A 26,820-nucleotide genomic window follows, 5' to 3' on the forward strand; every position below is an offset into this window, starting at 1 on the left:
ACGGTCTTAAAGAGGTTAAGGGTCAAGCTTAATTTGCTTAACTGTTAATTCTGAATAGAATAAAAACCCGCTTTTAAGCGGGTTTTTTTATTTATACGCTAACCAATTTCTGCATTATATGTGACAATAACTGATTCATTTACGGGATGATTGTCATGCGCCTGCTTTATTTTGTATTAATCTTAATTCTCAGCTTATTGAGCTATCATTTTATTGTCGGTAATAATGGCGTGATGGACTACAAGCGTATCGAACGTGAAGTCAATATCCAACACCGCAATAATCAAGTGTTAATCGAACGTAATACTGCGCTAAAAAACGAGATCTTAGATCTGCGCAATGGTTACGACGCGATTGAAGAACGTACCCGTAATGAACTGGGTATGATTAAAGAAGGTGAAACTTTCTACCGTATAATTAATGATGATCACTAGGCTACTGAGATGACTGAACAATTTATTGCTGTGGTCCCTGCCGCAGGTGTCGGCGCTCGCATGGGTGCGAGTATTCCCAAACAATACTTAATGCTGCAAGACAAAACGGTTATTGAACATACGCTAACGGCACTATTAAGCCACCCTCGTATTGCCCAAGTTGTGGTGGCTCTCGGACCCGAAGATGATTGGTTTGCTGAACTGGCGATTGCCAATGACCCGGCTATTATCCGCGTTGATGGTGGTAAAGAGCGTGCTGATTCGGTATTAGCAGGATTGCAAGCCTGTCAGTCATATAACTGGGTGTTGGTACATGATGCTGCCCGCCCATGTTTAACTCATGTTGATATCGACAGTCTTATTGCTGGTGCGCTAGCATCTAAACATGGTGCTATTCTAGGGTGTCAGGTTCGCGATACGATGAAGCGTACAGATGCTCAAGGTAACATTATTGCCACTGTCGATCGTGAGCTACTGTGGCATGCGTTAACGCCACAGATGTTTCCAGTGATGTTACTGACTAACGCGTTAACGACTGGCTTGGCAGACAAGGCCAATATCACCGATGAAGCATCTGCGATTGAGTTATTAGGGTTTACACCTAACATGGTGATTGGTCGCGCGGATAATATTAAAATAACCCGTCCAGAGGACATGCCGTTAGCAACCCTGTTTTTACAGCAATTAACGCAGCGTTAATAACGAAAAACAATAGCGAAAAATAAGCACGAAGAGCAATAGGGAAGAGAGATAATGTTTAGAATTGGCCATGGTTTTGACGTACATAAATTTGGTAATGCTGGTCCGGTGATGATTAATGGTGTCGCGATCCCTTATGAACAAGGTTTTTTGGCGCATTCTGATGGTGATGTCGCTTTACATGCGATCTGCGATGCATTGCTTGGTGCTTTAGCGCTTGGCGATATCGGTCACCACTTCCCTGATACATCTGCAGAGTTTGAAAATATCGACAGTCGTATTTTATTACGTGACGTATTTAGTAAAGTAAAAGAGTTGGGTTATCGCATTGGTAACTTAGACGTCACCATTATTGCACAAGCACCTAAGATTGCGCCGCATATTCAAGCGATGCGCGCCGTATTAAGTGCCGATCTTGAAACCGAATTATCAGCCGTAAATGTGAAAGCAACCACTACCGAAAAGCTCGGTTTTACTGGTCGTAAAGAAGGCGTGGCATGCGAAGCTGTCGTGCTGTTAATGAAAAATATATAATAAGTGAAAATCAATTAATGCAAACTAATCCTAATGCGGAGAGATCAATGCTTCCTGAATTTGAATATCTATATGGCAAACCTAGCGTCACAGGTTTTATTAAGCAGGAAGCTGCCGACTTTGTGGTTATTGAAGACCTGGGTTTTGAATTAACCGGTGAAGGTGAGCACATCTTCATCTCTATCCGTAAGATCGGTGAGAATACCCAATATGTTGCTCGGGCATTAGCCAAAGCGGCCGGTGTCTCAGGTAAGGATGTGAGTTATGCAGGGCTTAAAGACCGCCATGCCATTACTGAACAATGGTTTGGTATTCACATGGCGGGTAAAGAAACCCCCGATTTTTCTGTTATTGAAACAGAACAAATTAAAGTATTAAAAATTGTTCGTCATAACAAGAAATTACGTACGGGTGCATTAAAAGGTAATCAATTTACATTAAAATTAACGGACCTAAGCAGTACCGATGGATTAGCCGAGCGTTTAGATAAAATTAAAACCACCGGCGTGCCAAACTATTTCGGTGAACAGCGATTTGGTCAAAACGGTAATAACATTGTGCGTGCACAAGAGATGTTTGCGGGTCACGTAGTAAAAGATCGTAATAAGCGCAGTTTTTATATTTCGGCTGCACGCAGTTTGATATTCAACGAAGTTGTCAGTGAACGTATTAAACAAGATAAATGGCAAACGGCGCTGTCAGGTGATTGCTTCATTTTACAGGGGTCTAATTCGTTCTTTGTGGAAGAAACCTTAACTGACGACATTATTGAACGTGTTGCCCAAGGCGCGCTACAACTATCTGCCCCGTTAGTAGGCAAAGGTAACAGCAGTGCAATGAACGACGCATTGGCATTTGAAAACAGCGTTATTACGCAATATCCAGAATTGCTTGACGGCCTCATTACCGCAGGTCTACGTCAGGAGCGCAAAGCGATAATATTGCGTCCACAAAACTTCAGTTATGAATTAGCTGAGGATAGCTTAACGGTGAGCTTCTATCTGCCATCAGGGTGTTTTGCGACAAGTATTGTACGTGAATTGATTGAAGAAAAAGTAGTGATTCGTCATTTTGACCAAGAACTTAAATCAGGAACCGTATGATCCAACTTGGTAATACTGGGGTAGCAGGGCTGCGTATAAGATCGTTGCTTGAACAACAAGGCATTAGTGCAGTAAGTGTATTGACTGCCATACAAGATACGCCACGTGACTATTTTGTGGAAGAAGCGTTTGCATTGCAAGCATGGGGCAACCAGGCCTTGCCCATTGGTGCAGGGCAGACCATCTCACAGCCTTACATCGTTGCCAGAATGACGGAACTGTTAATGCAAACTAATCCACAACGGGTGCTGGAAATTGGCACTGGTTCGGGTTATCAAACGGCTATTTTAGCGCAGGTTTTTCCGCGTGTTTATTCGGTTGAACGGATCCAAGCATTACAGTGGCAAGCGAAACGTAGGTTAAAGAATCTTGACCTACATAACGTCATGATGAAATACGGCGATGGTTGGCAAGGCTGGCCAAGTAAGGGGCCATTTGATGCGATTATAGTAACCGCTGCACCTGCTGCAGTGCCACAAGCATTATTAACGCAGTTAACGGATGGTGGGCAACTTATTCTGCCATTGGGTGTCGAATCTCAAGTATTACAAGTTATTACCCGTAATGGCGATAACTATACCAGTCAGAATGTTGAAAATGTACGCTTTGTACCGTTAGTTCAAGGTGAATTAGCGTGAGTCTATTATCGGTATTAAATGCGCAGGAGAGCGGATCAGGGAGTCAGGTGTAGAGATGGTCAGGAGACTATTAAATCATGTACGCGCGTGCAACCTATGGTGCCGTATCGGGTGTTATTTACTGCTACTACAGTTAGTTGGTTGTACTACGGCCAATCATAACCCCGCGCCTGTCACGAGTGTCCAAGGTTATAAGATTGAACTAAGATCGTATATTAATACGCCAAGTTATCGTGTTAAAAAAGGTGAAACTTTGTATGCAATTGCCTGGCGAAGTAAGCAAGATTTCAAATTTTTAGCGGCCTTAAATCAGATCCCAAATCCTTATCAAATTTACCCTGGTCAAGTATTAAAACTGAAAGGGAAAATCCCCGCGCCAGTGTATAAAAAACCGACCCCGGTGAAAATAGCTAAAAAAACCAATAGTAATGCCAATAAAAGTACCGCTAAAACCAGTGTTAAGGCACCATCAAAACCATTAGTTAAACCAGCAATCACCAAAACGGTTACCGCAAAAACAAGCGCTCCGGCTAAATATAGACCGCCAGTGAAAAGTAAATCGCCGGTAAAAGCCAAGCCTGCGGTGAAGGTGGTGAAACCCAAAGCGATGGTGAGTAATAATAAGTTGAAATGGAGCTGGCCAGCTGCCGGAAAATTAATTCGCACTTATTCTAGCAGTAAATCAGGACAGCAAGGTATCAATATTGCCGGCTCATTGGGGCGAAATATCATCGCGTCAGAAAATGGTCGTGTGGTTTATTCCGGTAATGGTTTACGTGGTTATGGTAATTTAATCATCATCAAACATAACGATGATTACTTAAGTGCGTATGCCTACAACCAAAAGCTATTAGTGAAAGAGCAGCAATGGGTTAAGGCTGGTCAGAAGATCGCAACCATGGGTAATTCGGGTCCTAATTCAGGTGCTGAATTGTACTTTGAGATCCGTTATCGCGGTAAACCGGTTAACCCCATGCGCTACTTGCCTAAGCGTTAAGCCCGACTGAAATTAATTTATTAGACTAATCTTAATAAGTTATTTACTTCAGTCAGGAGGCAAACCGTAATGAGCAAGATAACTGACGCAAAGAAGTTAAACGTTGCAGGTAATAAAGTATCTGACAACGATAAAAAATCACGGCCAAGGATGGCAATATTTGAAGATGAGCACCTCATTCCTAACGATGTAAAAAGCTTAGATGCAACGCAGCTTTATCTTGGGGAAATTGGTTTTTCACCATTGTTGACCGCAGAAGAAGAAGTTTTTTATGCACGTCGCGCATTACGCGGTGATGCCAGTTCAAGAAAACGTATGATCGAAAGTAATCTGCGTTTAGTGGTTAAAATCGCGAGACGATATAATAACCGCGGGCTGGCTCTATTAGACTTGATTGAAGAAGGGAATCTGGGTCTGATCCGTGCCGTAGAGAAATTTGATCCCGAGCGTGGTTTTCGCTTCTCAACCTATGCAACATGGTGGATAAGGCAAACCATTGAACGTGCCATCATGAACCAAACCCGAACCATTCGCTTGCCCATCCATGTTGTTAAAGAACTCAATGTTTATCTTCGCGCTGCGCGTGAACTCGCCCATGAACTAGATCATGAACCCACCGCTGAAGACATTGCGGATAAATTAGATAAACCGGTTGCTGATGTCAGTAAAATGCTGCGTTTGAATGAGCGGATAAGTTCGGTTGATACGCCTATTGGTGGTGATTCCGAAAAAGCGTTATTAGACATTATATCGGATGAAAAAGGTGATGGACCGGAAAGCCGAACCCAAAATGATGATATTAAATTCAGTATCGTCCGCTGGCTTGAAGAACTGAATCCCAAACAAAGAGAAGTGCTGGCTAGGCGCTTTGGGCTGTTAGGTTATGATGCTTCAACGCTGGAAGATGTCGGGCGTGAAATAGGCTTAACCCGCGAGCGTGTTCGGCAAATCCAAGTCGAAGCATTGCGACGGCTACGGGAGGTACTCGCCCAGCAAGGCTTATCTGTTGAAGCGTTGTTTAGATTATAAAAAGTTAGGCTATAATATGCTGGGAAGCATGGTTATTGAGTAGTTAGTCATTAAATTTAAGCTAGTCTTAATGCTTAGTACTTCATTCAGCCTTTATGCTGATTTTATTAAAATCAGTCATACTATTCATACGTTTCTAGTATTTTAGTAACCCTCTGCAAACATGGATTGTTTAAGGACGGTTATGTCGTTTATTCGTTTTTCGTGCAGTTTGTTATTAGCGCTTAGTTTAGCATCACTGATAACGGGTTGTTCCACACCAAGACTCTTTATTAATAGTGATCTGCCTGTCATTGCTGATGATGCTAAGTTTATTGTATTGCCAACCGATATACATGGTTTATCGGGTTCAAGGCCAGAAAAAGAAACTATTTTTTACGCATCATTTAACACTGCATTTGCTGAACAAGCGATTCATTTATCGCAGCTAGCCTCACGATTAAAACAGCATGACTTTGCTGATGTCTCGTGGGAAATGAGTCATGCGATGCATCGTCTTGTTACTGAACATGATTGTTTTAGTTATACGGATGCGTATCAATTAGCGCTTAATAAGGGTAAAACGAGCAGTAAATTCAGGGCACTGGATAATGATTTGTACCATTTGAGCCAATGGTTACAGCAAGAGTATCACTTGTCTGCGGTACCGGAATATATCGCGGTGGCGCATATTGATAGCATGGGCGTATCACAGGCTGGCGAACTAATTAAATATCGGGTGATCGCGGGGATCTATTCGACTCAGCGACAGGCGTTAGAGCGTGTGGTGACTTATGTAACAGAAAGCCCAAACCAGCGAACCGCCATTTTGCATGACTTGGATAATTTGGGCTTTTTAATTTACCGAGAACTATTTAAACTAAACTAACGACAATTCCAGTAGGGCAATTAAAGTTGTTCTTTTAAACGGTACAATACCTCGAGTGCTTCACGTGGCGTCATATTATCAATATTCAAGGCGCTCAGATCATCAATCACAGGATGGGAAACGGGCGTTGCTTCCAACGGTGGACGTTTACCTGTCACCACTGGTTGGTGTGAGAGTTGTTCTAACTCATGCAGCTTCACTTTAGCCGCATGAATAACCGGTTTTGGCACACCTGCTAATGCTGCAACTTGCAAACCATAACTGCGATCTGCTGCACCGTCTTGTACGGCATGCATGAAGACAATGGAGTCACCGTGTTCAACCGCATCGAGGTGTACATTGACCAGACTTGAATGCTTCTCTGCTAACGTGGTTAGCTCAAAGTAGTGCGTTGCAAAGAGCGTATAAGCCTGGATCTTATTGGTCAGGTATTCAGCACATGCCCAGGCTAATGATAAACCATCGTAAGTACTGGTACCGCGTCCAATTTCATCCATCAATACCAAGCTATTCGCGGTAGCATTATGTAAGATATTCGCTGTCTCAGTCATTTCTACCATAAAAGTAGAACGACCCGATGCTAAATCATCGGATGCGCCAATCCGGGTGAAAATACGGTCGATTAATGACGTCGTCACTTGCTCTGCTGGGACGAAACTACCGATATGAGCCATCAGGGTGATTAACGCTGTTTGACGCATATAAGTCGATTTACCGCCCATATTCGGACCGGTAATGATTAACATGCGACGCTCAGGGTTAAGCTGTACGGGATTGGCAATAAACGGTTCTGTCATCACTTGCTCAACGACAGGATGACGACCATTGATAATGTCGATACCGGGTTTGATACTAATTGTCGGGCGGCAGTAGTTTAAGGTTTCTGCGCGTTCAGCAAAGTTACACAGTACATCCAGTTCCGATAATGCCGCTGCGCTGTCTTGCAGTGCGGGAATATACGGTAACAACTTATCTAATAATTGTTCATAAAGTTGTTTCTCTAGTGCCAGTGACTTACCTTGGCTACTGAGTACTTTATCTTCGTGTTCTTTCAGCTCTGGAATGATGTAACGTTCGGTGTTTTTTAGCGTTTGACGTCTGATGTAGCTTGCTGGCACTTGATCCGATTGTAGGCGACTGACTTCGATGAAGTAGCCGTGTACTCGGTTATAACCAACTTTTAAGGTGGGAATACCGGTTTGTTGTTTTTCCCGTTCTTCTAAGGCTTTGAGATAATCCGTCGCCCCTTTGCTTAGCGCGCGCCATTCATCTAATTCTTGGTTATAACCGGGTGCTATCACGCCGCCGTCACGGATTAATACTGGCGGGTTGTCGATAACGGCGAACGTCAGTAACTGTTCCAGTTCACTGAACTCACCAGCTAATTGCTGTAATGAGCTTAAGTGTTCGGCATCGTGTTCTGCCAGTAGCGTGTGTAATGCCGGTAATTGCTGAAAGGCATTACGTAACCGTACCAGATCGCGCGGACGCGCTGAGCGTAATGATAAACGGGCAATGATACGTTCGATATCGCCGATAGTGCGTAATATCGGTTGTAGCTCGTTTAACGCACCGACGTCGAGTAATGACTGAATACTGGATTGGCGTTGCTGTAACACCAAGCTATCGCGGATTGGTTGATGCAACCAACGTTTTAATAGTCGGCTGCCCATCGGTGTTGAAGTATGATCCAGTACTTCTGCCAGGGTATTGTCAAAACCACCGGATAAGTTTTGGGTGAGTTCTAGATTACGGCGTGTTGCCGCATCCATCACCACCATTTGCTCTGTTTGTTCAAGCTTGACCGAGCGGATATGCGGCAATGCAGTACGCTGGGTTTCTTTCACGTATTGCATCAAGCAACCTGCAGCACATAGAGCCACTGGCGCATTTTCGACACCAAAAGCGATTAAATCTTTGGTCCCAAATTGCTGACATAAAACGCTGCGGCCAGTTTGTAAATCAAACTCCCACTCTGGGCGGCGACGTAGACCTCTAAGGTGATTAATATGTTGCACCGATTCCAATGATTCACAGTACAGTAGCTCTGCGGGGTCGGTACGTTGTAGTTCTGCAAGTAAGGTTTCCTCTGAGCTAAATTGATTGATCAGAAAACGGCCGCTACCCATATCCAGGGTGGCATAACCAAAGGTGTTACCATCTTGGAATAATGCGGCTAATAAATTGTCATTATGTTCGGTAAGTAACGCTTCGTCACTGACCGTGCCGGGTGTCACAATACGGACCACTTTACGTTCGACTGGACCTTTAGAGGTTGCCGGATCGCCAATTTGTTCACAGATCGCTACCGATTCACCACTACGTACTAGCTTTGCTAAATAACCTTCTAATGAATGGTAAGGGATACCTGCCATTGGGATCGGGTTACCATTTGACTTACCACGCTTGGTCAGAGAGATGCCTAATAATTGCGACGCTTTTTTGGCATCATCATAAAATAACTCATAAAAATCGCCCATGCGATAAAAGAGTAAGATCTCTGGTTGCTCAGCTTTTAACTTAAAGAATTGCTGCATCATAGGGGTGTGATTGGTTAAGTCTTGAGGTGCAAGAAAGTTAGGTTGCATAGCGGCTCGGTTTGAAAATAATAGTTGCAGCTATAATAACAATGCTAAAGCACGGTGGCGACTGTATTTTTTTGTACGTAAATATGCGTCACTCATAATAATTAAAAAAATATGCGTTTATTGCTTGATACTGTATGAACGAACAGTATACTTATGCCTATAAATTAAATACTCGATTATGCCTCAGGGGAATAAAATGGACGCGAATAAAGAAAAAGCCTTAGCTGCAGCACTTGGACAAATTGAAAAACAATTTGGTAAAGGTTCTATCATGAAGCTAGGTGATAACCGTACCATGGACGTAGAAACTGTTTCTACTGGTTCACTTTCTCTTGATATCGCGTTGGGTGCTGGTGGCTTACCGATGGGGCGTATCGTTGAAATTTATGGTCCTGAATCAAGTGGTAAAACGACATTAACGTTAGAAGTTATCGCGTCAGCACAGCGTGAAGGTAAAGTTTGTGCCTTTATTGATGCTGAGCATGCACTGGATCCGATTTATGCGGGTAAATTGGGTGTTGATGTGAATGAACTATTGATATCGCAACCAGATACCGGCGAACAAGCTCTCGAGATCACTGACATGTTAGCCCGCTCAGGTGCTGTCGATATTATCGTGATTGACTCGGTTGCGGCATTAACGCCAAAAGCTGAGATTGAAGGCAATATGGGCGATAGCCACATGGGTCTGCAAGCGCGTATGTTATCGCAAGCGATGCGTAAATTAACGGGTAACTTAAAAACGAGTAATACCATGTGTATCTTCATTAACCAAATTCGTATGAAGATTGGTGTGATGTTTGGTTCACCAGAAACCACCACTGGTGGTAACGCCCTTAAATTCTACGCGTCAGTACGTTTAGATATCCGTCGTATTGGTTCGGTTAAAGATGGCGACGAGATCACGGGTAATGAAACGCGTGTTAAAGTGGTTAAAAACAAAATTGCAGCACCGTTTAGACAAGCTGAATTTCAAATCCTATACGGTAAAGGCTTCAACCGTAATGGTGAGCTAGTTGATTTAGGTGTAAAAGAAAAACTCATTGAAAAAGCCGGCGCTTGGTACTCATACAAGGGTGACAAGATTGGTCAAGGTAAAGCGAAAGCATCACAGTACCTTGCTGATAATCCGAAGATTGCTGCTGAAATTGACGGTATGATCCGTGCTAACCTACTGGGTAATAAAGGCGACGAAGTGGCTGAAGTTAAGACTCCTGAAGTTGAAAATGAATTTTAATTCTAATATTAACTAGCGTTTAGTGATTTGCTTTACGCTATTTGAATGAATAGATATAGCAGGCAGGTATGGCGACATACCTGCTTTTTTTATGATGCTTTTTATCATTAAACCACGCATTATTTTTTACCTGATATTTATTGATGGTGAATTAGAAGGTAAATGAGGTCTGCGCGACAAACCCAAAGGTATCATCTTCACTCAACATGCCGGTTATATCAAAGTGAAACGTGCTAAAGGGAGACAAGCCCATGCCAAATGTAACTTGATTACTGTCGTTTGCATTGACATCATACCGGAAACCTCCGCGCAACTGTAACCAGCCCCCAACATCCATTTCAGCCCCAAACCGGGTATATTTAGACGGTCCCTGACTACTCAGGCTTTGCGATTGGGTAATATCAATATCGACAGCCGCGGTAAACCAGGCGCTGTGTAGTGCAAAACCGGTGGTCACCTGTGGTTTTATTTCATAAATAAGGGTTTCTGCGGTATTTGTCACTTGCTGCGAAAGCATGTTTTTGGCCACGAGACCAAAGGTAAAATATTTACTTGGTTCAACAACGAAACCGGCATCGATATTAAAGATCATATCGTCATCATCCTCTAAATTACCGACATCAAAATCATCAATACTATCGGTATATTGATAAAAGCCGATAGCTTGCATTTTAGGCGATACGCCTAAATAAACAGGGGTGTTACCGAGCATGAATTTTGAGGCCAGTGATAACCCGACATCGGTGACGCCTACACCTCGTAGCGTTATTGTTGAGGCAAAGTCATTAATGGCAGTTGGATCTGGACTTCTTAATACGGCAATATCGCTGTCATTGATATCGGTAGTCACTTGTAAATCAAGATAGGTATTGCTAAACACGGCAAAAGAGACAATCTGGTTGGGTATGGCTAATACACCGGCTAAGCCAACTTGCCACGGGATCGTTGTGTTATCTAACATTTCAAGTTGATTGGCAAGTTGATTGGCGGTCATTCGTGCTGGCAGTGAGTTTGAAGTATATTGATTTAACTCATCGATTAGATCTGAAGCGCGGTTCATACCATTAATCGCGTCATCATTGTCGGTAATTTGGATACCAATGGTTGGGAGTAACAGTCCGAGAGTATCTGTATGTGAAAAGCGAGCAAGCAGTGCGGGATTCATTAAGGGCGCACTGAGGTAGTGTGCGGATGCGACACCTGTACCACCCATCGCATCACTGCGTGATTGAAAATAATGTTGGGCACCGTTGATTGGGGATATGTAACCGCTAGACAGGGTGAGAACAATGAGTGTCGACAGCGTATGCTTTTTCATGACGTATCCTTACAAGTTCGAGAGAGTTATCGCGGGCTCGATGCAGTACGGCGTTATCTAAATCGACCAGTGTACTTATTAAGGATAAACACAAATATTGTTTTTGATGGGTATTCATTGATTCTAGATAATAAAAAAGCACCTTCCAAAAGGTGCTTTTAACATGTATCAATATAACGTATTGAAATATGGCAATCTTGATGATTTATGTGGTGTTATTATATTATGTGATGAACATCCGCTAAATTTAAAATTTAGCGGATACTTGTAATACGAAACCATCAATACCATAGGCCGCGTCGTCACCCGTTGTATTGGCAGCATTAAGACCGCCATCACTTACTTTACCGTTCTGATAAACGCTATAAGCACCGTTTTTACTCAACGTCGCGGCTAGGTCTATGTGGACTAAATTCATCGGTGAAATACCAAAACCTAAAGTATATAAATCGTCACGAATATCGTTTAAGTCATGACGAATACCGGCACGTAATTGTAAGAAATCAAATAGGTTCGCTTCAATGCCACCGCGTGCATAGCGAGATTTACTGTTACTTTCGAAACCTATCGCATCGTTCAAATCCATTTCTGCTGTCAGTGTCGCGTAATCATGATGCAGTGCAAAACCGGCTGTGACTAACGGTGCTAAAGTGAATATCATCTTCTCATCAGCCTGATTAATGCCTTTATACGCTGTGGTTTCTATTTCTAGATTTTTCTTCAGCATGTTACGGCCACTGATTGCCACGCGGAAGGTATCATAAAAATCGATCGCAATACCGGCATCAAGGTTGAAATGACTTTGCTTGTCTAATCCATCGAGGAAGCCATCTTCAAACTCAGATAGACCATCGTCATTCAACGAAATATTATAACTGTAAGTATCTATACGCTGATATTTTGGTGATATACCAATAGATACTTTCGCTATATCTGCATCCCAATTCATTGATAGCGCAAGGCCAAGGTCGGAAATTGCGACGCCTGCCAAGTTGACTTTACTATCAAGATCACCCAAATTTTGCGTATTTGCCAAGTCGATGTCGTTTTGACTTACTTTTGCTGTCGCGATACTTGTCATGTAAGAGTTACCGAAAAAAGCCACAGACAATGCACTGCTGGGTAGTGCAATCGCAAAGCTAGTACCAGCGTTGATGCCCATGCGCTGGCCATCAAATTGACCTAGGGCACTGGCGTAGGCCGCGCCGGTTTGTAGATTGGTATTATTGTCATACGCATCTTGTGCTGATTTAACATTATCTAAGGCACCTAAAAATGCATCTGAAGTATCTGTTTGGACACCAAAAGAGGTTGGCGCATATCGAGCGTGACCATCATTGCTGTATGGGATAGCTGGTAAGATCACGCCAATATAATTGGTTTTACCTTGACCTAATAGTGCTGGGTTAACAAACGCAGCGGTAACAAAATCGGACGACGCCACACCAGCACCACCCATCGCATCGTTACGGGCATCAAAATACAATTGAGAGGCAAAAGCGGTTGGTGCGATGGCGCAGGTTAGTGCTGAAATAATTAATGAACGTTTCATATCGATCCCTGATTTTTATGCGGTGCAATGTTTGTTAGACAAGCGTTTATTCGGTAAATTATTAGCGCGATAATGTGTTGATTAATCCGTTAACCGACCGAGCCATTTCGCTGTAATGAACCGTGAATGATGTATGCTGCTTGATGAATAAATATTAGCATTGGATGAGTGAACTAAAGTTTGATGTTAAGTACTAGATTACAGGAATGAATTTGTGATCTTGATCTTTTCGTTTGAATTGACGTCGATTTAGTGTGATTGGTTTGGTCTGTCTTGTATCTCACTAATATAGCGAGTATAAATAGCGGGACTCATAGTGAGATACTAAATTTTATAATATAAAAACAGTACCGTGTGGTTTGTTGAGCGATAATGAAAGTCGCAAAGTATGAGATAAATACCTCATGCTTTATTGTTGTTGAATCGACATGGCTTGGGATCGATAATGATAAAACTCGAGTAGACGACTGTCGCAATTATGTTTAGATAAATAGCGTTAGATAAATATCTTCATGACGTTGAGAATATTTAACTATTATAGAAAGAATATCCCTAAGCTACGTCAAGATGCTAGTCTCTGATATAGGATCTTGACGTAACGTGGGTATAAAAACCATAAATAAGAGGTTATTTTTGTGCTTGAAGCAAACTACCAACAGCAATTAATGAAATTATTACCTTGGCAGAAAGTGAGCTTTATTGCAGCACTTGCTGAACGCAGCTTTCCTAATTACAAATTATTCTCTGAAGCTTGTGAAACCGGTGATGCAAAGCAATTCCGTTTATCATTAGATCTGTTTTGGGAATCGCTAACGGTTAAAAACAGCAAAATCAATTTTACGATTCAATTTGATCGTTTCGAACCGATTATTCCCAATGTAGACAAATTTGATGTGTATGGTGTTTACCCTGCACTGGATGCATGTGTGACTTTAAACAGTGCCTTTAATAGTTTAGTTGCCCCCGATCCGGATGTGAACGAAGCAATGAATGCATCGCGAGTTTCTATTGGTACTGTTGCAAGTTATTTAGAAGCATTGGCGGGTGAAGAACTTGACGAGGATATCATCTTCGCTGATGAGCTGATGAAAACAGAAATTGAATTTCAGCAAGCGGTACTGGATCTATTAACGGTACAGAAATCACCTGATAGCATTAAGGCGCTTCGTCAGTTTGCTAAAAATGGCGGTATTTCTAATATTGGTATTAGCTTAGATTAATTGATTTCAAACTCATTAAACAGCCGCTAACGCAGGTAGTCAGGGCAAGCTCGGTAAGGTGTCACGGTAATAATAGTGATTATTTTATGATGTTTTTTTGTACATAGAGTGAGATTAGTGTGAGCGCCACCTCATTTGTTGACTATTCTCTCAGCAATTGACTGAATTAAAGCGATAAATCCTTTGCGGTCAACGGTTTTTTTGAATACAGTGTTTAACAGTTTAATGTTATTGAATAGTAGAAAGGACATTCTTATGAATAAAACTCAATTAATCGATGCAGTTGCAGCGAAAGCAGATTTAACGAAAGTACAAGCTAAAGCAGCACTAGAAGAGATCCTAAGTGCAATCACTGAAAGTCTTAAAGAAAAAGAAGCTGTCCAGCTAATTGGTTTCGGTACTTTTAAAGTAAGCGAACGTTCAGCACGTATTGGCCGCAACCCACAAACGGGTGAAGAAATTCAAATCTCTGCTGCTACAATTCCTGCATTCGTTGCTGGTAAAGCATTGAAAGACGCAGTTAAAAACGCAAACAAATAAATATTAATTTTTATTAATTTAAAAATTAATGAAAAAAGCACCTAATTAGGTGCTTTTTTATTATCTACAATTTGTTTAAAGGAAGAATAAAGGCATCGGTTAATGCGCTATTTGAGATTTCTTATTTTCTACCGGTTGCACGCGAACACGTTGGATCACATTGTTTTCAATTTCTAATACTTCTAACGGGTGCCCTTCAATGATCAAACTGATATTGGCCTCTGGGATCTCTTCCAAATATTCTAAAATCAAACCGTTGAGGGTTTTTGGACCTTTAGTTGGAAAGTGCCAGTTCATTTCTTTATTAATGTCACGCACGTTTGCTGTGCCATCAATGATATAGCTACCGTCAGGTTGCGGCTGAATCTCTTCACTCACCGATGGGGCCATCGTTGTAGTAAAGTCACCAACAATCTCTTCTAAGATGTCTTCTAGCGTGACTAAGCCTTGAATGTCGCCATATTCATCTACAATTAAACCGATACGTTCTTTTTTACGTTGGAATTTTAATAGTTGCACATTAAGCGGTGTCGCCTCTGGAATGAAGTACAGCTCTTTTACCGCACGTAACAGTGTGGTTTTATCTAATTGTTCTTTGAGTAATAGACGCAGTGCATCACGGGTATGCACAAAACCCACTGCATCATCGATAGTGTCACGGTACAGCAATACCCTAGTATGTGAAATATTACGTAATTGGCGTAACAAAATTTCCCAATCATCATTAATATCAATCGCGATGATCTCGTTACGTGGCACCATAATGTCGTCCACCGTGACTTTTTCAAGGTCGAGAATACTTATCAGCATATCTTGGTGACGTTGTGGGATCATTGCCCCCGCTTCATGTACCACCGTACGAAACTCTTCTGAGCTTAGTGCACCATTGTCATTATGATTGATATTTACGCGCAAGAGTCGCAGCAGGCCATTCGAGATAATGTTTACCAGCCATACCAATGGATAAAACAAAGTTAGCATCGGGCGTAATAACAGTGAACTTGGAAAAGCGACTTTTTCTGGGTGCAGTGCGGCTAAAGTTTTAGGCGTTACTTCAGCAAAAATAAGGATAACGATCGTTAAGAGACCTGTCGACACGGCTAAACCAAGCGCTTCATTTTCTGCAAATAAGCGCATACCGATAATCGTTGCAATAGAAGAAGCCAAGATGTTGACTAGATTGTTACCAATAAGAATAAGACCGATCAAACGATCCGGTCTGTTGAGGAGTTTTTCTACACGTTTCGCACCCGTATGGTTATTTTTAACCAGGTGCTTAAGCCTGTAACGATTGAGAGACATCATGCCGGTTTCAGAACTAGAGAAATAAGCTGATATGAGGATTAAAATAGTCAGGAGGCCAAATAAGGTTCCTGTTGATATGTCGTCCAAGTGTTATCCTTTGATTACGCGAGTGTATGTATAGTAATTAATATATGGTGGTTATAAGTATGTTTATGTATTAATGAAGTAGGATCTCTTTTACAAAACGAGAACCGAAATAGGCTAATGATAGTAATACAGAACCAAATAGTGTACCAAAAGCAATCTTATTACTACGCCAGCCTTGTTTAAAGTGACCCCAGAGTAACACAGAATAAAACAGCCAGGCTAAAATTGACAAGACGGTCTTATGTGCTTGCGAATGGGTAAAAGTATCTTCAAAAAACATAAAACTTGTCACTATTGCCACGGATAGCAGTACTAAGCCGATACTTAATAACCTGATGAGTTGTTTTTCTATGGTCATTAACGATGGCAGAGCTGGGTGCATTGCGATTGGGCGTTTGTGCTTGAGTTGATAATCTAAGTAAGCCATTTGCAGGGCAAGTAAGCTGGCGACAATGAAAGCCGAATAAGCAAATAAGATCACGATAATATGGACAACAAGTGGTGTATTATCACTTAAATTGGAAATGTAAATTGTTGGTAACAAATAGCTTATCGTAATGACAATGGTTGAAAAGCCATACACGATAGGTAATAAAGGTAATATTTTAAATTTATTAATCGACAGGGTCATGATGATCGAGATCAGCAAACTGATAAGTGCAGCTACATTGACAATGCTCAGATTAATGCCTGCTGCCGTCACAATATCAAAGCCCATCCAGAATAGATGGCAAAGTGTCGCGCCTGCGCCTAAGGTAAAAATAGTACGTATACTCGCCTGCTGTTTTACGGTTAAGGCTTTAATGCAATGATAAATTGCAGCTATATAGAAAATAATAGCGCCAAGAGCAAACAGTTCCATAGGGCTCACTTTAATGTTGATTTATATATAATTATACAGTCCAGTATACGCTTGCTGTATCTATAGAGCTATATTCAAATGCATTATTTGGAAAGGAAAATATTATTTTTTTATAAAACAATACCTAGCACACCTTGAGAGTGTGATTTTTGCCCTCAAATAAGGTTATAATCATCAGTAATAATTGAATTTAATCTAATTTAAAACGGATAACGTCATGTTTGAGAATTTAACCGATCGCTTATCAGCCACGCTGAAAAACGTCAGCGGCCGTGGTCGTTTGACTGAAGATAACGTCAAAGACACACTACGTGAAGTACGCATGGCGTTACTCGAAGCGGATGTTGCTTTACCTGTCGTACGCGAATTTATTAAAAATGTGAAAGAAAATGCCCTAGGCCAAGATGTATCTAAGAGTCTGAATCCAGGCCAAGCCTTCATTAAGATAGTGCAAGCTGAGCTTGAGTCGGCAATGGGGAATGCTAACGAAACATTAAATCTTGCTGCGCAACCGCCTGCAGTATTAATGATGGCTGGTTTACAAGGTGCGGGTAAAACGACCACGGTAGCGAAATTATCACTGTTCTTAAAACAACGTGAGAAAAAATCAGTATTGGTTGTGAGTACGGACGTTTACCGTCCTGCGGCAATCAAACAGCTAGAAACATTAGCTGCAGAAGTCGATGTTGAATTTTTCCCAAGTGATATCTCGCAAAAGCCAGTTGATATTGCCAACGCGGCAATCGAATACGCACGTAAGTCATTTATTGATGTGGTGATTGTCGATACTGCGGGTCGCTTACATGTTGATACTGACATGATGCAGGAAATTCAAGATCTACATGCGGCAATTAACCCTATCGAGACTCTGTTTGTTGTGGATGCAATGACAGGTCAAGATGCGGCAAACACAGCAGCAGCATTTAATGAGACGTTACCATTAACGGGTATCATCTTAACCAAAGCCGATGGCGATGCACGTGGTGGTGCTGCATTATCTATTCGTCATATCACCGGTAAGCCAATTAAGTTTATCGGTATGGGCGAAAAAATTGATGCGTTAGAACCTTTCCATCCCGAACGTATCGCATCTCGTATTTTGGGCATGGGTGATGTGCTATCACTTATCGAAGAAGTCGAACGTAACGTAGATAAAGACAAAGCCGCAAAACTGGCCAAAAAAGTTCAGAAAGGTCAAGGTTTTGATTTAGAAGATTTCCGTGACCAGCTTGTGCAAATGAAAAGCATGGGTGGCATGATGAGCATGATGGATAAGTTACCGGGCATGAGCCAGGTTCCTGATGCGGTTAAAGACCAAATGGATGATAAATTAACGAACCGTATGGAAGCGATCATTAATTCTATGACACCCGCAGAGCGTAAACGTCCCGATATCATCAAAGGCTCTCGTAAGCGCCGTATTGCGACGGGTTCTGGTACCCAGATCCAAGATGTGAATAAGCTGCTTAAGCAGTTTACTCAGATGCAAAAAATGATGAAAAAAATGTCGGGTAAAGGCGGCATGAAGAAAATGATGGGTAAAATGAAAGGTATGATGCCACCAGGAATGGGCGGCGGCATGGGTGGTATGGGCGGTGGTAAAGGACCGTTTGGTTAACACCCAGTACTAGAGCCCTTCTTTATATAGTCATGTTATCTCAAGCCTTGCTAACTAATAGCAGGGCTTTTTTGTTTCTGCTGATGCTTGCTAATATGCTCCGGATAGGCGTAATCGCAATATAATGATTGTTTCTAGTATTAATAGCGTTAACTAAAGTGGTTGTGAAACACAATAAGGTTGCTTTTAATTAAAATAAGAGTAAAATTGCGCGACTTCGAATCGTCTCATTCGTGAGTACTATTTGAACACTATGGGGTCTTGTCAGTGCAAGGCCGGAATACACACTTAATTTATAAAGAGGACGATATGGTAACTATTCGTTTATCTCGTGGTGGTTCTAAGAAATCACCGTTCTACACAGTTGTTGTTACAGACAGCCGTAATGCTCGTGATGGTAAATTCATCGAGAAGCTAGGTTTCTTTAACCCAATGGCTGCTGGTCAAGAAGAACGTGTTCGTCTTGACAACGTGAAAATTGAAGCTTGGGTTGCTAAAGGCGCTACAGTTTCAAACACAGTTGCTAAGTTAATCAAAGACGCTGCTAAAGCTGCTTAATTATCTTAAGGTAAGGAGATCTTGTGAGTTCAACTGACAAACCTATGGTAGTTGGTCGTCTTGGTGCTGTTTACGGCATTAAAGGCTGGATGAAAATCAACTCCTTTACCGATATTCCTGAAGGGATCTTTAACTATTCACCTTGGCTCATCGAGCAAAAAGGCGAGTGGGTTGAAGTGGCGCTTGAAGATTGTAAGCGCCATGGCAAAGGTTTAATTGCTAAGTTAGTAGGTATTGATGTTCGTGAAGAAGCGCAGTCCCTTACGGGTGCTGAAATTGCTATTAACGCAGATCAACTTCCTGAATTAGAAGATGAATTTTACTGGCGTGACATCATTGGCTGCTCTGTTGAGACAGACAAGGGTTATACGTTAGGCAAAGTCACTGATATGATGGAAACTGGTTCTAACGACGTATTAGTAATTAAAGCCAATGCAACAGATGCTTTCGGAAAAAAAGAGCGGTTAGTTCCGTATCTTGATGGGCAAGTAATTATCAGTGTTGATATTACCGCTCAAAAAATTATTGTTAATTGGGACCCGAGTTTTTAAGACTCATTGTCAGCGGAGGCTAGTATGTGGTTAGGGGTTATAAGCCTTTTTCCAGAGATGTTTAACGCCATCACTGAACAAGGAGTCATCGGTCGAGCAATAAAACGCGATCTGCTTAAGTTCCAAACTTGGAACCCAAGAGATTTTGCCCACGATAAACATAAGACGGTCGATGATCGCCCTTATGGTGGTGGCCCTGGCATGTTGATGATGGTTCAACCATTACGAGATGCTATCCATGCAGCAAAACAGGCAGCAGGTGGTGAGGCGAAAGTTATTTATCTTTCACCGCAAGGACGTAAATTGGATCAAGCTGGCGTACTGGACTTGGCAACAAATGAGAAGATGATTTTTATTTGTGGTCGTTATGAAGGTATCGATGAACGTATCATCCAATCGGAAGTTGATGAAGAGTGGTCTATCGGTGACTTCGTGTTAACCGGTGGTGAACTTGCCGCAATGACGATAATTGATGCTGTTTCACGCATGATACCGGGTGTTTTAGGCACTCAGGCATCCGCGGAGCAAGATTCGTTTGCAGATGGTCTGTTAGATTGTCCGCATTATACGCGACCGGAAGTGTTAGATGGGTTGGCTGTTCCTAAGGTTCTCCTTAGTGGCAATCATAGTAAAATTAGCCAATATAGACAGAAACAGTCTTTAGCTCGAACGTTAGAACGACGACCTGATTTATTAAGTAACCTAGCTCTGACTGATCTGCAAGAGAAAATTCTTGTTGAGATCGTTCGCGAAAGTCGCGAGTTAAAGTAGAGTTTTTCAGTTTATTCTAGGGTATAGAAAATGAGCAACATAATTGCACAGATCGAACAAGAGCAAATGAAAACAGATCTACCAACTTTTGGCCCAGGTGCTACAGTTGTAGTACAAGTAAAAGTTGTTGAAGGTGACAAATCACGTCTACAGGCTTTTGAAGGCGTAGTTATCGCTATCCGTAACCGTGGTCTGCACTCTGCATTCACTGTACGTAAAATCACTTCAAACGGTGAAGGTGTGGAACGTGTATTCCAAACACATTCTCCAGTGGTAGCAAGCATCACTGTTAAGCGTCACGGCGATGTTCGTAAAGCTAAGCTATACTACCTACGTGGTCTTACTGGTAAAGCTGCACGTATTAAAGAAAAATTGGGTAAACGTAAAAGTAAATAATCCATTTTTCATGCAGTTTAAGGTCCGTCTTCTGACGGGCCTTTTTTTTGCCTGCGATTTAGCATTTTGATTTCTTAGGTAGCTCAGATATTGAAGTGTTTTTTGAGTAACTGATGGGTAAATGCCTTTTTGAGATAAAACCCACGTGGCCGCACCTGAATTATCTCGCCTTCGCTACCGTAGGCTTTAGTACGCACTTTATTGTTTGCCGCCTTAGGGCGAAGTTGTAGATACTTACCGTGACGCGCGGTGATCTGTTCCACCTGTCCGAGCGCTATCATATCCATTAATTCTTCCCAGTCTTGTTGTAATTGTGCGTTTTCAAGTTCATCGGGTTGCCAGAGCAGTGGTGAACCGACAATACGTTCTGCCACCGGAATATCACGCTCACCAAGCACCGGTATCCACAATACCTGCTTCAATTTATTGGCGACACTGCAGGTTTGCCAAGTAACACCATAGTTACCGGTTAAGGGCGCGACACAGACAAAGGTTGTTTCCAGTGGTTTACCTTGTGCGTTGATTGGTATGGTTTTTAATTCAACGCCTAACTCTGGAAAGTCTTGAATGGGTTTACTGCCTGCCGTCGCACCAAGATGCAGTTCTAGCAGTTGTCCAATCCAACCTTTCTGTTTGCGTAGATCATCAGGCACGCAGAGTTGGTGCAATGCGGCTATTTGCTGTAGGTTAAACCCGGCAATAGCGTGGGCGCGGAACATCAGTTCATTGATATCTCGGGGTTCATTTATAATTGCAGGCATTTCAAATAATTCTTATATCTTAAGGTCTCACTTAGCAGAATAACATTTTTAAATCTAGCTGTTAACGGTCGTTTTCCATACAAAGTGAGACTTAGGTCTCACTTTAATGTTACCTAGATGTTTCATGCTGCAGCGTGTGTTTAAGTTGTTGTTTTAATAGGTGTTTATTGTGGTTAAAATAGCTTGTGGATAATTTCATCATGGTTTTATTATGTTAAATGGTAATAATGTAAACTCCTCACAAGGTTATCCACAGAAACGGTGGATAACTTTCGATTAATAGCCATATATTGTTAATAAATATCGATAACAGCGATAAATAGCACTGTTTAGCTCAGTTTTAATTACTTTTCCACACATGTAATGTGCATAACTGTGCATATTGTGGGTGAGAAGAGATATTATTGGCATATTGGTGCTTTATTACTCAATCGAGAGTAAGGTAAATGCCTACTATATTGGAATTAAAGGTAGAAATATTCTTTTCATCCCATGTTTTATTTTAAGATATTGATCATACTTGATTCTCTGTAAAGAAGGGGGTTGTTTCAACAACGCCGCTCTGAAGTTCTGAATTAGAGATAAATCGACGATATTTTGCCTTTGTAAATGGATCTTGAGCAAAACTGTGGGTGTAAATTTGCTGCTCATTGATTTATATGAAACAATCAAGTTAACTAAGTTCTACCCTTAAGGTGCTAATGTGATTGATAGCGATGGCTATCGTCTTAATGTAGGCATCCTAATTTGTAATCGTGATGGTCAAGTTTTATGGGCTAAACGTTGTGGGCAACATTCTTGGCAATTTCCGCAAGGTGGTGTAGATAATGGAGAGTCTGCAGAGCAAGCAATGTATCGAGAACTATATGAAGAAGTTGGGCTAAAAGCGAAACATGTTTCGATTCTGGCGACCTCTAAAACATGGTTGAAATATAAATTACCAAAACGATTAGTCAGATGGGATAGTAAACCGGTCTGCATTGGGCAAAAGCAAAAATGGTTTTTACTGCGTCTGGAAGCGGATGACAGTCAAATCGACTTTAAATGTACAGGACATCCTGAATTTGATGATTGGCGTTGGGTCAGTTATTGGTATCCAGTTCGTCAGGTTGTATCGTTTAAAAAAGACGTCTATCGTCGTGTAATGAAAGAGTTTGCACCCGTGGCATTACCCTTTTTACGCAAAGACGTAAAACGTAAACGACGTTAATGCTAAATAATGCCTGCGTATTGAATTGTCTGTACGATCCAATACAAAGGCATTACTTATTCATGTTTCCACGCGATTATTTTATTCCTCTATTTTAGATACTCATTCTCTACCTAATACTTTGGTTTTATTTACCTTATTTTACCGATTTGATGACGGCGGTTTCTTTGTTGTGGCTAGTATTTGGTGTAAGGTGTGATTTAACTTTATTGCCTTAGCGTAGGCAAGCACTTTCTTCTACTCAGGAACTTAATGATGTCGCAGACATATCTACAATATCCAGAAATTGATCCTATTGCGATCAGCCTCGGTCCTATTAATGTTTATTGGTATGGATTGATGTATTTACTTGGTTTTTTATTTGCTAATTGGATGGGTAATCGACAAGCAGCGAAACCGGGTAGTAGCTGGGATAAAGACGAAGTCGGTGATTTATTATTTTATGGTTTCCTTGGTGTGATCCTCGGCGGTCGTATCGGTTATGTACTGTTTTATAATTTTGGGTTATTCCTTGATGATCCAATGTATTTATTCCGCATCACTGACGGTGGCATGTCATTCCATGGCGGGCTGATTGGTGTATTGTTAGCGTTTGCTTATTTTGGTCGTAAAACCCAGCGTTCATTTTTTGTTATCGCTGACTTTGTCGCGCCTATGGTGCCGTTTGGCTTAGCGGCAGGACGTATTGGTAATTTTATCAATGGCGAGCTATGGGGACGTGTGACGGATGTGCCTTGGGCGATGATCTTCCCCACTGGTGGTGATTTACCACGTCATCCAAGTCAGCTCTATCAGTTTGCCATGGAAGGTGTATTACTGTTTATCATCTTACAAGTATTTGCCCGTAAACCGCGACCTGTTGGTGCTATTTCTGGCCTGTTCTTATTCGGTTACGGTATTTTCCGCTTTGTGGCTGAGTACTTCCGCCAACCAGATTCACAGCTAGGGCTGTATTTTGATTTGATTAGTATGGGACAAATTTTATCGACACCAATGATCTTCCTTGGTGCGTTAATTATGTTTATGGCTTATAAAAAACCGACACTGTTTGCAGGTAAACAGAAAAAATAATTATTTATGCAGATAAACAATAAAAAGGGTGTTAACTAAATTAGTTAACACCCTTTTTTATTTTAATATGTACGGATATATTTACACCGAAAATGGATATTTAATCACATCATGATGCTGATAATCAGTCACTTCAAAATCATCCATTGTTACCCAAGTTTCTAAATCTTCGAGGGTTTTAATTTTGGGATTGATGTGTAATTTTGGTAACGGTAATGGTTCGCGCTTTAATTGCACGTCACGCATTAACTCCAGCTGATCTTCATAAATATGGGCGTTAACAATTTTGTGATACGCCTGACCGGCTTTATGACCGGTGATTTGCGCTACCAGCGCTAGCAATACATGTACTTGCACCATATTAAAGTTTAGTCCTAGCGGCACGTCACACGAACGCTGGGTGCTGTTGAGATACAAAGTATCACCTAACAGTGAGAAGTGATGGCTATACATGCAAGGACGTAAACAGCCCAGTTCAAACGCACCTGGATTGAAGAAGGTTAATATTTCGCCACGGTTATCAATACCGTTGGATAGATCATCAATGATCTGACGTAGTAGGTCGACGGTGCCACCTTGTGGTTTTACCCAGTTACGCGCACATGCACCATACACATAGCCCATGTCATCTTTACCTTTACGGTGTGGGTTTGCTAACCAAGCGGGGTTGTCATTGGCATTGGCATCCCAAGTTTTGGTGCCTAATGCCCGAAAATCTGCGGCGTTATCATAACCACGGATGTAACCAATGATCTCGGCAATCGCTGATTTCCAAAAGCTTTTACGTGTGGTGACTAATGGAAATTCATTATTCGCTACGTCATAAGTGAGATCAGCATTGATTACGGTTAAACAGCGTTTTCCGGTACGTTCATTTTCAACCCAAACACCTTGTTCCACGATCCGTGTACATAAATCAAGATACTGTTTCATCGACTACTACCCTATTTTTATTGTTATACATTAATTATTGTGCATTAATTTTCGTGAGTCGGATCTTTACATAGATCCGCTGGGGTTACAAATAGGAATGTAGCAAAGATAAGCCATTATCGTTGCGCTGATAGCAAAGATAATGCGGAGATCAGCAGTAGTTAAGGGTGTTCGAGTTGCAGTGCTTGTGCGTTAAAACGTTTTTTATTCTTATCCGTAAACTGAGTAAGGTCTAATACGATCAAACCATCGATGCAATGATTAAAATTCGGATCAATATTAAAATCAAATATCTGTACTCCGCCTGGTTTACATAACTTGGTGTATTGTTTAAACAAGGTCGGCACACTAAAGCCCATATGATTAAGCTGCGCCTTTAAAATCGCCATACCTTCTTCTGCATCAGAATCAGCAAATAAATCGATTAAACGTAAGCGTGTTTCTTCTGACAAACGGAATGGCATACTGGCACTGGCAATATTGTTCGAATTACCGTAGAAGTGCTGATAGTAATAAACCAATAACTCTTTTGCTGGCTGAGAATAGCTGTTGCTGATACTTACTGTACCAAATAAATAACGGCAATCACTGTGCTGAATAATGTATTCCATGATCCCCTGCCACAAGTATTCTAGACTACGTGTTCCCCAATATTTTGGTTGAATAAAGCTACGACCGAGTTCAATACCTGCGGCCAGATAAGGACTCATTGCCGCGTGATAGTCAAACAGGGTAGCGCTGTAGAGTTGCTGCTGTACATCAACGAAAGCAACTTTATTGGTTTCTAGCAAACGATAGGCACCGATTAACTCCAGCTCTTTATCATCCCACAGGAGGATATGCACATAAGAATTGTCGTAGATATCCACATCACGGCGCTCGCCAGTACCTTCACCAACCAGTCGGAATGACTCTTCTCGTAAACGACCAATTTCGCGCATGATGGTGGAGGTTGCTTGATGGCGGTAGCAGTATATTTGTTTACCATCACGGGTTTCACTGATTTTCTGGCAAGCATGTATTTCACTGCGTAATAAGGCTTTATTTTCAGGGTGAGCAATGGCCGACTGGGTACTGAAAATCGACGGTTTATCTTTGGTTAAACGGTATAAATGTTTGCGAAATAATGCCGTCTTGGTATTAATGGGTAAATCTAATGATTGATAGGTTTGATAATTAATCTGCTCGCCAATACGGATTGAGACGCAGTTGTGTGCGTGTTTAAACATCTCACGGATCAACCACAAGGTCGATATCGGTTTTGAGAGCATGGACAAGGTATAAAAAAACAATGAATTTTTAGCATTGATATAAATGGGGATGATCGGGGCTTGGACGCTACTGGCAATGCGTAAAAAACCATTACGCCATTTACCGTCTTTAACTCCCTGTGGGCTGATGCGAGAGACCTCGCCCGCTGGGAACATAATAATCACCCCTTCATCTTTGAGATGGTCTTTTATGGCTTGTAAGCGTCCGCTGGCCGTACCGCCATTCATATTATCAACCGGTAATAAATAATCTCTTACGGGCTTGATGATCATAAGCATATCATTGGCAACGACCTTTACGTCTGGGCGGACTTTACTGACCATTTTAAGTAGCGCCATGCCATCAAGCGTACCTATGGGGTGATTGGCGACGATCACTGCTTTACCTGTTGCCGGAATACGTTCTATCTCATTGGGACGTACTGAATAGCTAAAGCTAAAATGTTCGAATACTTGTTCGATAAACTCGATACCCGTGAGATGAGCATAGGTTTCACCAAATTGACGTAATTCTCGTTCATGGAACAGCAGTCTGAGTGTTGCCAGTATAGGTTTGGCAATGAGACGGGTACTTTTTTTTTGCAAAAAATCCGGATAACGTTGGTTTATTTCCGCTTCTATGTTGAGCATAATCTTCATCCTTTAGATTATTGTTGGTTGTTAGCATAG

At 41.7% G+C, this 26,820-nt stretch carries 26 protein-coding genes; 18 read left to right on the forward strand and 8 right to left on the reverse strand.

Annotation, left to right across the window (positions count from 1 at the left end):
• The first annotated feature begins 155 nt into the window (after window positions 1-155).
• From ftsB to HRT96_RS12425, 8 genes are all read left to right on the forward strand, one after another.
• Window positions 156-434: a cell division protein FtsB gene (ftsB, locus tag HRT96_RS12390; RefSeq protein WP_293157028.1), complete on the forward strand. Its 279-nt coding sequence runs from the start codon at window positions 156-158 to the stop codon at window positions 432-434.
• Between the two features lie 9 nt (window positions 435-443).
• Window positions 444-1,133 (forward strand): 2-C-methyl-D-erythritol 4-phosphate cytidylyltransferase, encoded by a 690-nt coding sequence (ispD, locus tag HRT96_RS12395; RefSeq protein ID WP_293157031.1) that lies wholly within the window; start codon window positions 444-446, stop codon window positions 1,131-1,133.
• A gap of 54 nt (window positions 1,134-1,187) precedes the next feature.
• Window positions 1,188-1,667 (forward strand): 2-C-methyl-D-erythritol 2,4-cyclodiphosphate synthase, encoded by a 480-nt coding sequence (gene ispF, locus HRT96_RS12400; protein WP_293136407.1) that lies wholly within the window; start codon window positions 1,188-1,190, stop codon window positions 1,665-1,667.
• Between the two features lie 47 nt (window positions 1,668-1,714).
• On the forward strand, window positions 1,715-2,770 hold the full coding sequence (gene truD, locus HRT96_RS12405) for a tRNA pseudouridine(13) synthase TruD (protein ID WP_293157034.1): 1,056 nt from the start codon (window positions 1,715-1,717) through the stop codon (window positions 2,768-2,770).
• Window positions 2,767-3,408, forward strand: coding sequence for a protein-L-isoaspartate(D-aspartate) O-methyltransferase (locus HRT96_RS12410; protein WP_293157036.1), 642 nt, complete (start codon window positions 2,767-2,769; stop codon window positions 3,406-3,408). Before truD ends, HRT96_RS12410 begins: the two co-directional genes overlap by 4 nt.
• Before the next feature lie 55 nt (window positions 3,409-3,463).
• Window positions 3,464-4,405 carry a peptidoglycan DD-metalloendopeptidase family protein gene (locus tag HRT96_RS12415; protein WP_293157039.1) on the forward strand — a complete coding sequence of 314 codons (942 nt, stop codon included), beginning with the start codon at window positions 3,464-3,466 and terminating at the stop codon, window positions 4,403-4,405.
• 69 nt (window positions 4,406-4,474) lie between these two features.
• Window positions 4,475-5,434 carry an RNA polymerase sigma factor RpoS gene (gene rpoS, locus HRT96_RS12420; protein ID WP_293157042.1) on the forward strand — a complete coding sequence of 320 codons (960 nt, stop codon included), beginning with the start codon at window positions 4,475-4,477 and terminating at the stop codon, window positions 5,432-5,434.
• A gap of 184 nt (window positions 5,435-5,618) precedes the next feature.
• Entirely contained in the window at window positions 5,619-6,302 is a 684-nt protein-coding gene (locus tag HRT96_RS12425) for an RNA polymerase subunit sigma (RefSeq protein WP_293157045.1), read from the forward strand.
• Between the two features lie 20 nt (window positions 6,303-6,322).
• On the opposite strand, the gene mutS is transcribed toward HRT96_RS12425, so the two are convergent.
• Complete coding sequence (gene mutS / locus HRT96_RS12430; RefSeq protein WP_293157048.1) at window positions 6,323-8,890, reverse strand: DNA mismatch repair protein MutS; 2,568 nt, start codon at window positions 8,888-8,890, stop codon at window positions 6,323-6,325.
• Window positions 8,891-9,068: 178 nt separating this feature from the next.
• On the opposite strand from mutS, the gene recA reads away from it, so the two are divergent.
• Window positions 9,069-10,127, forward strand: coding sequence for a recombinase RecA (gene recA, locus HRT96_RS12435; protein ID WP_293157051.1), 1,059 nt, complete (start codon window positions 9,069-9,071; stop codon window positions 10,125-10,127).
• Window positions 10,128-10,278: 151 nt separating this feature from the next.
• On the opposite strand, the gene HRT96_RS12440 is transcribed toward recA, so the two are convergent.
• Together HRT96_RS12440 and traF are read right to left on the reverse strand one after the other, a co-directional pair.
• The gene (locus HRT96_RS12440; RefSeq protein WP_293157054.1) at window positions 10,279-11,445 is read right to left on the reverse strand and encodes a conjugal transfer protein TraF; all 1,167 of its coding nucleotides are present in this window, start codon (window positions 11,443-11,445) and stop codon (window positions 10,279-10,281) included.
• Between the two features lie 247 nt (window positions 11,446-11,692).
• Complete coding sequence (gene traF / locus HRT96_RS12445; RefSeq protein WP_293157057.1) at window positions 11,693-12,997, reverse strand: conjugal transfer protein TraF; 1,305 nt, start codon at window positions 12,995-12,997, stop codon at window positions 11,693-11,695.
• A gap of 635 nt (window positions 12,998-13,632) precedes the next feature.
• Between traF and HRT96_RS12450 the strand changes: the two genes are divergently transcribed.
• Window positions 13,633-14,217, forward strand: a complete 585-nt coding sequence (locus HRT96_RS12450; protein WP_293157060.1) for a YjaG family protein — start codon at window positions 13,633-13,635, stop codon at window positions 14,215-14,217.
• Window positions 14,218-14,472: 255 nt separating this feature from the next.
• Window positions 14,473-14,757, forward strand: coding sequence for an HU family DNA-binding protein (locus tag HRT96_RS12455; protein WP_006033752.1), 285 nt, complete (start codon window positions 14,473-14,475; stop codon window positions 14,755-14,757).
• Between the two features lie 99 nt (window positions 14,758-14,856).
• On the opposite strand, the gene HRT96_RS12460 is transcribed toward HRT96_RS12455, so the two are convergent.
• Window positions 14,857-16,149: a CNNM domain-containing protein gene (locus tag HRT96_RS12460; RefSeq protein WP_293157063.1), complete on the reverse strand. Its 1,293-nt coding sequence runs from the start codon at window positions 16,147-16,149 to the stop codon at window positions 14,857-14,859.
• A gap of 70 nt (window positions 16,150-16,219) precedes the next feature.
• Window positions 16,220-17,011 carry a cytochrome c biogenesis protein CcsA gene (gene ccsA, locus HRT96_RS12465; RefSeq protein WP_293157066.1) on the reverse strand — a complete coding sequence of 264 codons (792 nt, stop codon included), beginning with the start codon at window positions 17,009-17,011 and terminating at the stop codon, window positions 16,220-16,222.
• A gap of 217 nt (window positions 17,012-17,228) precedes the next feature.
• Between ccsA and ffh the strand changes: the two genes are divergently transcribed.
• The 5 genes from ffh to rplS all read left to right on the forward strand — a co-directional run bounded on the left by ffh (window position 17,229) and on the right by rplS (window position 20,905).
• The gene (ffh, locus tag HRT96_RS12470; RefSeq protein WP_293157069.1) at window positions 17,229-18,629 is read left to right on the forward strand and encodes a signal recognition particle protein; all 1,401 of its coding nucleotides are present in this window, start codon (window positions 17,229-17,231) and stop codon (window positions 18,627-18,629) included.
• Between the two features lie 309 nt (window positions 18,630-18,938).
• Window positions 18,939-19,187 carry a 30S ribosomal protein S16 gene (gene rpsP / locus HRT96_RS12475; RefSeq protein ID WP_006033748.1) on the forward strand — a complete coding sequence of 83 codons (249 nt, stop codon included), beginning with the start codon at window positions 18,939-18,941 and terminating at the stop codon, window positions 19,185-19,187.
• 23 nt (window positions 19,188-19,210) lie between these two features.
• A complete protein-coding gene (gene rimM / locus HRT96_RS12480; protein ID WP_293157072.1) occupies window positions 19,211-19,738 on the forward strand; it encodes a ribosome maturation factor RimM in 528 nt (175 codons plus the stop codon).
• 24 nt (window positions 19,739-19,762) lie between these two features.
• Entirely contained in the window at window positions 19,763-20,509 is a 747-nt protein-coding gene (trmD, locus tag HRT96_RS12485; protein ID WP_043994854.1) for a tRNA (guanosine(37)-N1)-methyltransferase TrmD, read from the forward strand.
• Window positions 20,510-20,539: 30 nt separating this feature from the next.
• The gene (gene rplS, locus HRT96_RS12490; RefSeq protein ID WP_112715384.1) at window positions 20,540-20,905 is read left to right on the forward strand and encodes a 50S ribosomal protein L19; all 366 of its coding nucleotides are present in this window, start codon (window positions 20,540-20,542) and stop codon (window positions 20,903-20,905) included.
• Window positions 20,906-20,988: 83 nt separating this feature from the next.
• Here rplS and mutH read toward each other — a convergent pair whose 3' ends face one another.
• Window positions 20,989-21,666 carry a DNA mismatch repair endonuclease MutH gene (gene mutH, locus HRT96_RS12495; protein WP_293157075.1) on the reverse strand — a complete coding sequence of 226 codons (678 nt, stop codon included), beginning with the start codon at window positions 21,664-21,666 and terminating at the stop codon, window positions 20,989-20,991.
• Between the two features lie 703 nt (window positions 21,667-22,369).
• Between mutH and rppH the strand changes: the two genes are divergently transcribed.
• Entirely contained in the window at window positions 22,370-22,876 is a 507-nt protein-coding gene (gene rppH / locus HRT96_RS12500; protein ID WP_293157079.1) for an RNA pyrophosphohydrolase, read from the forward strand.
• 255 nt (window positions 22,877-23,131) lie between these two features.
• On the forward strand, window positions 23,132-23,947 hold the full coding sequence (gene lgt, locus HRT96_RS12505; RefSeq protein ID WP_293130728.1) for a prolipoprotein diacylglyceryl transferase: 816 nt from the start codon (window positions 23,132-23,134) through the stop codon (window positions 23,945-23,947).
• Between the two features lie 81 nt (window positions 23,948-24,028).
• Here lgt and HRT96_RS12510 read toward each other — a convergent pair whose 3' ends face one another.
• Complete coding sequence (locus HRT96_RS12510; RefSeq protein WP_293130710.1) at window positions 24,029-24,880, reverse strand: thymidylate synthase; 852 nt, start codon at window positions 24,878-24,880, stop codon at window positions 24,029-24,031.
• A 161-nt stretch (window positions 24,881-25,041) separates the two neighbouring features.
• Window positions 25,042-26,781 carry a GNAT family N-acyltransferase gene (locus HRT96_RS12515; RefSeq protein WP_293157082.1) on the reverse strand — a complete coding sequence of 580 codons (1,740 nt, stop codon included), beginning with the start codon at window positions 26,779-26,781 and terminating at the stop codon, window positions 25,042-25,044.
• Window positions 26,782-26,820: the final 39 nt, after the last annotated feature.

The organism is Moritella sp. (genome assembly GCF_013215705.1).
Lineage (GTDB): Bacteria > Pseudomonadota > Gammaproteobacteria > Enterobacterales > Moritellaceae > Moritella.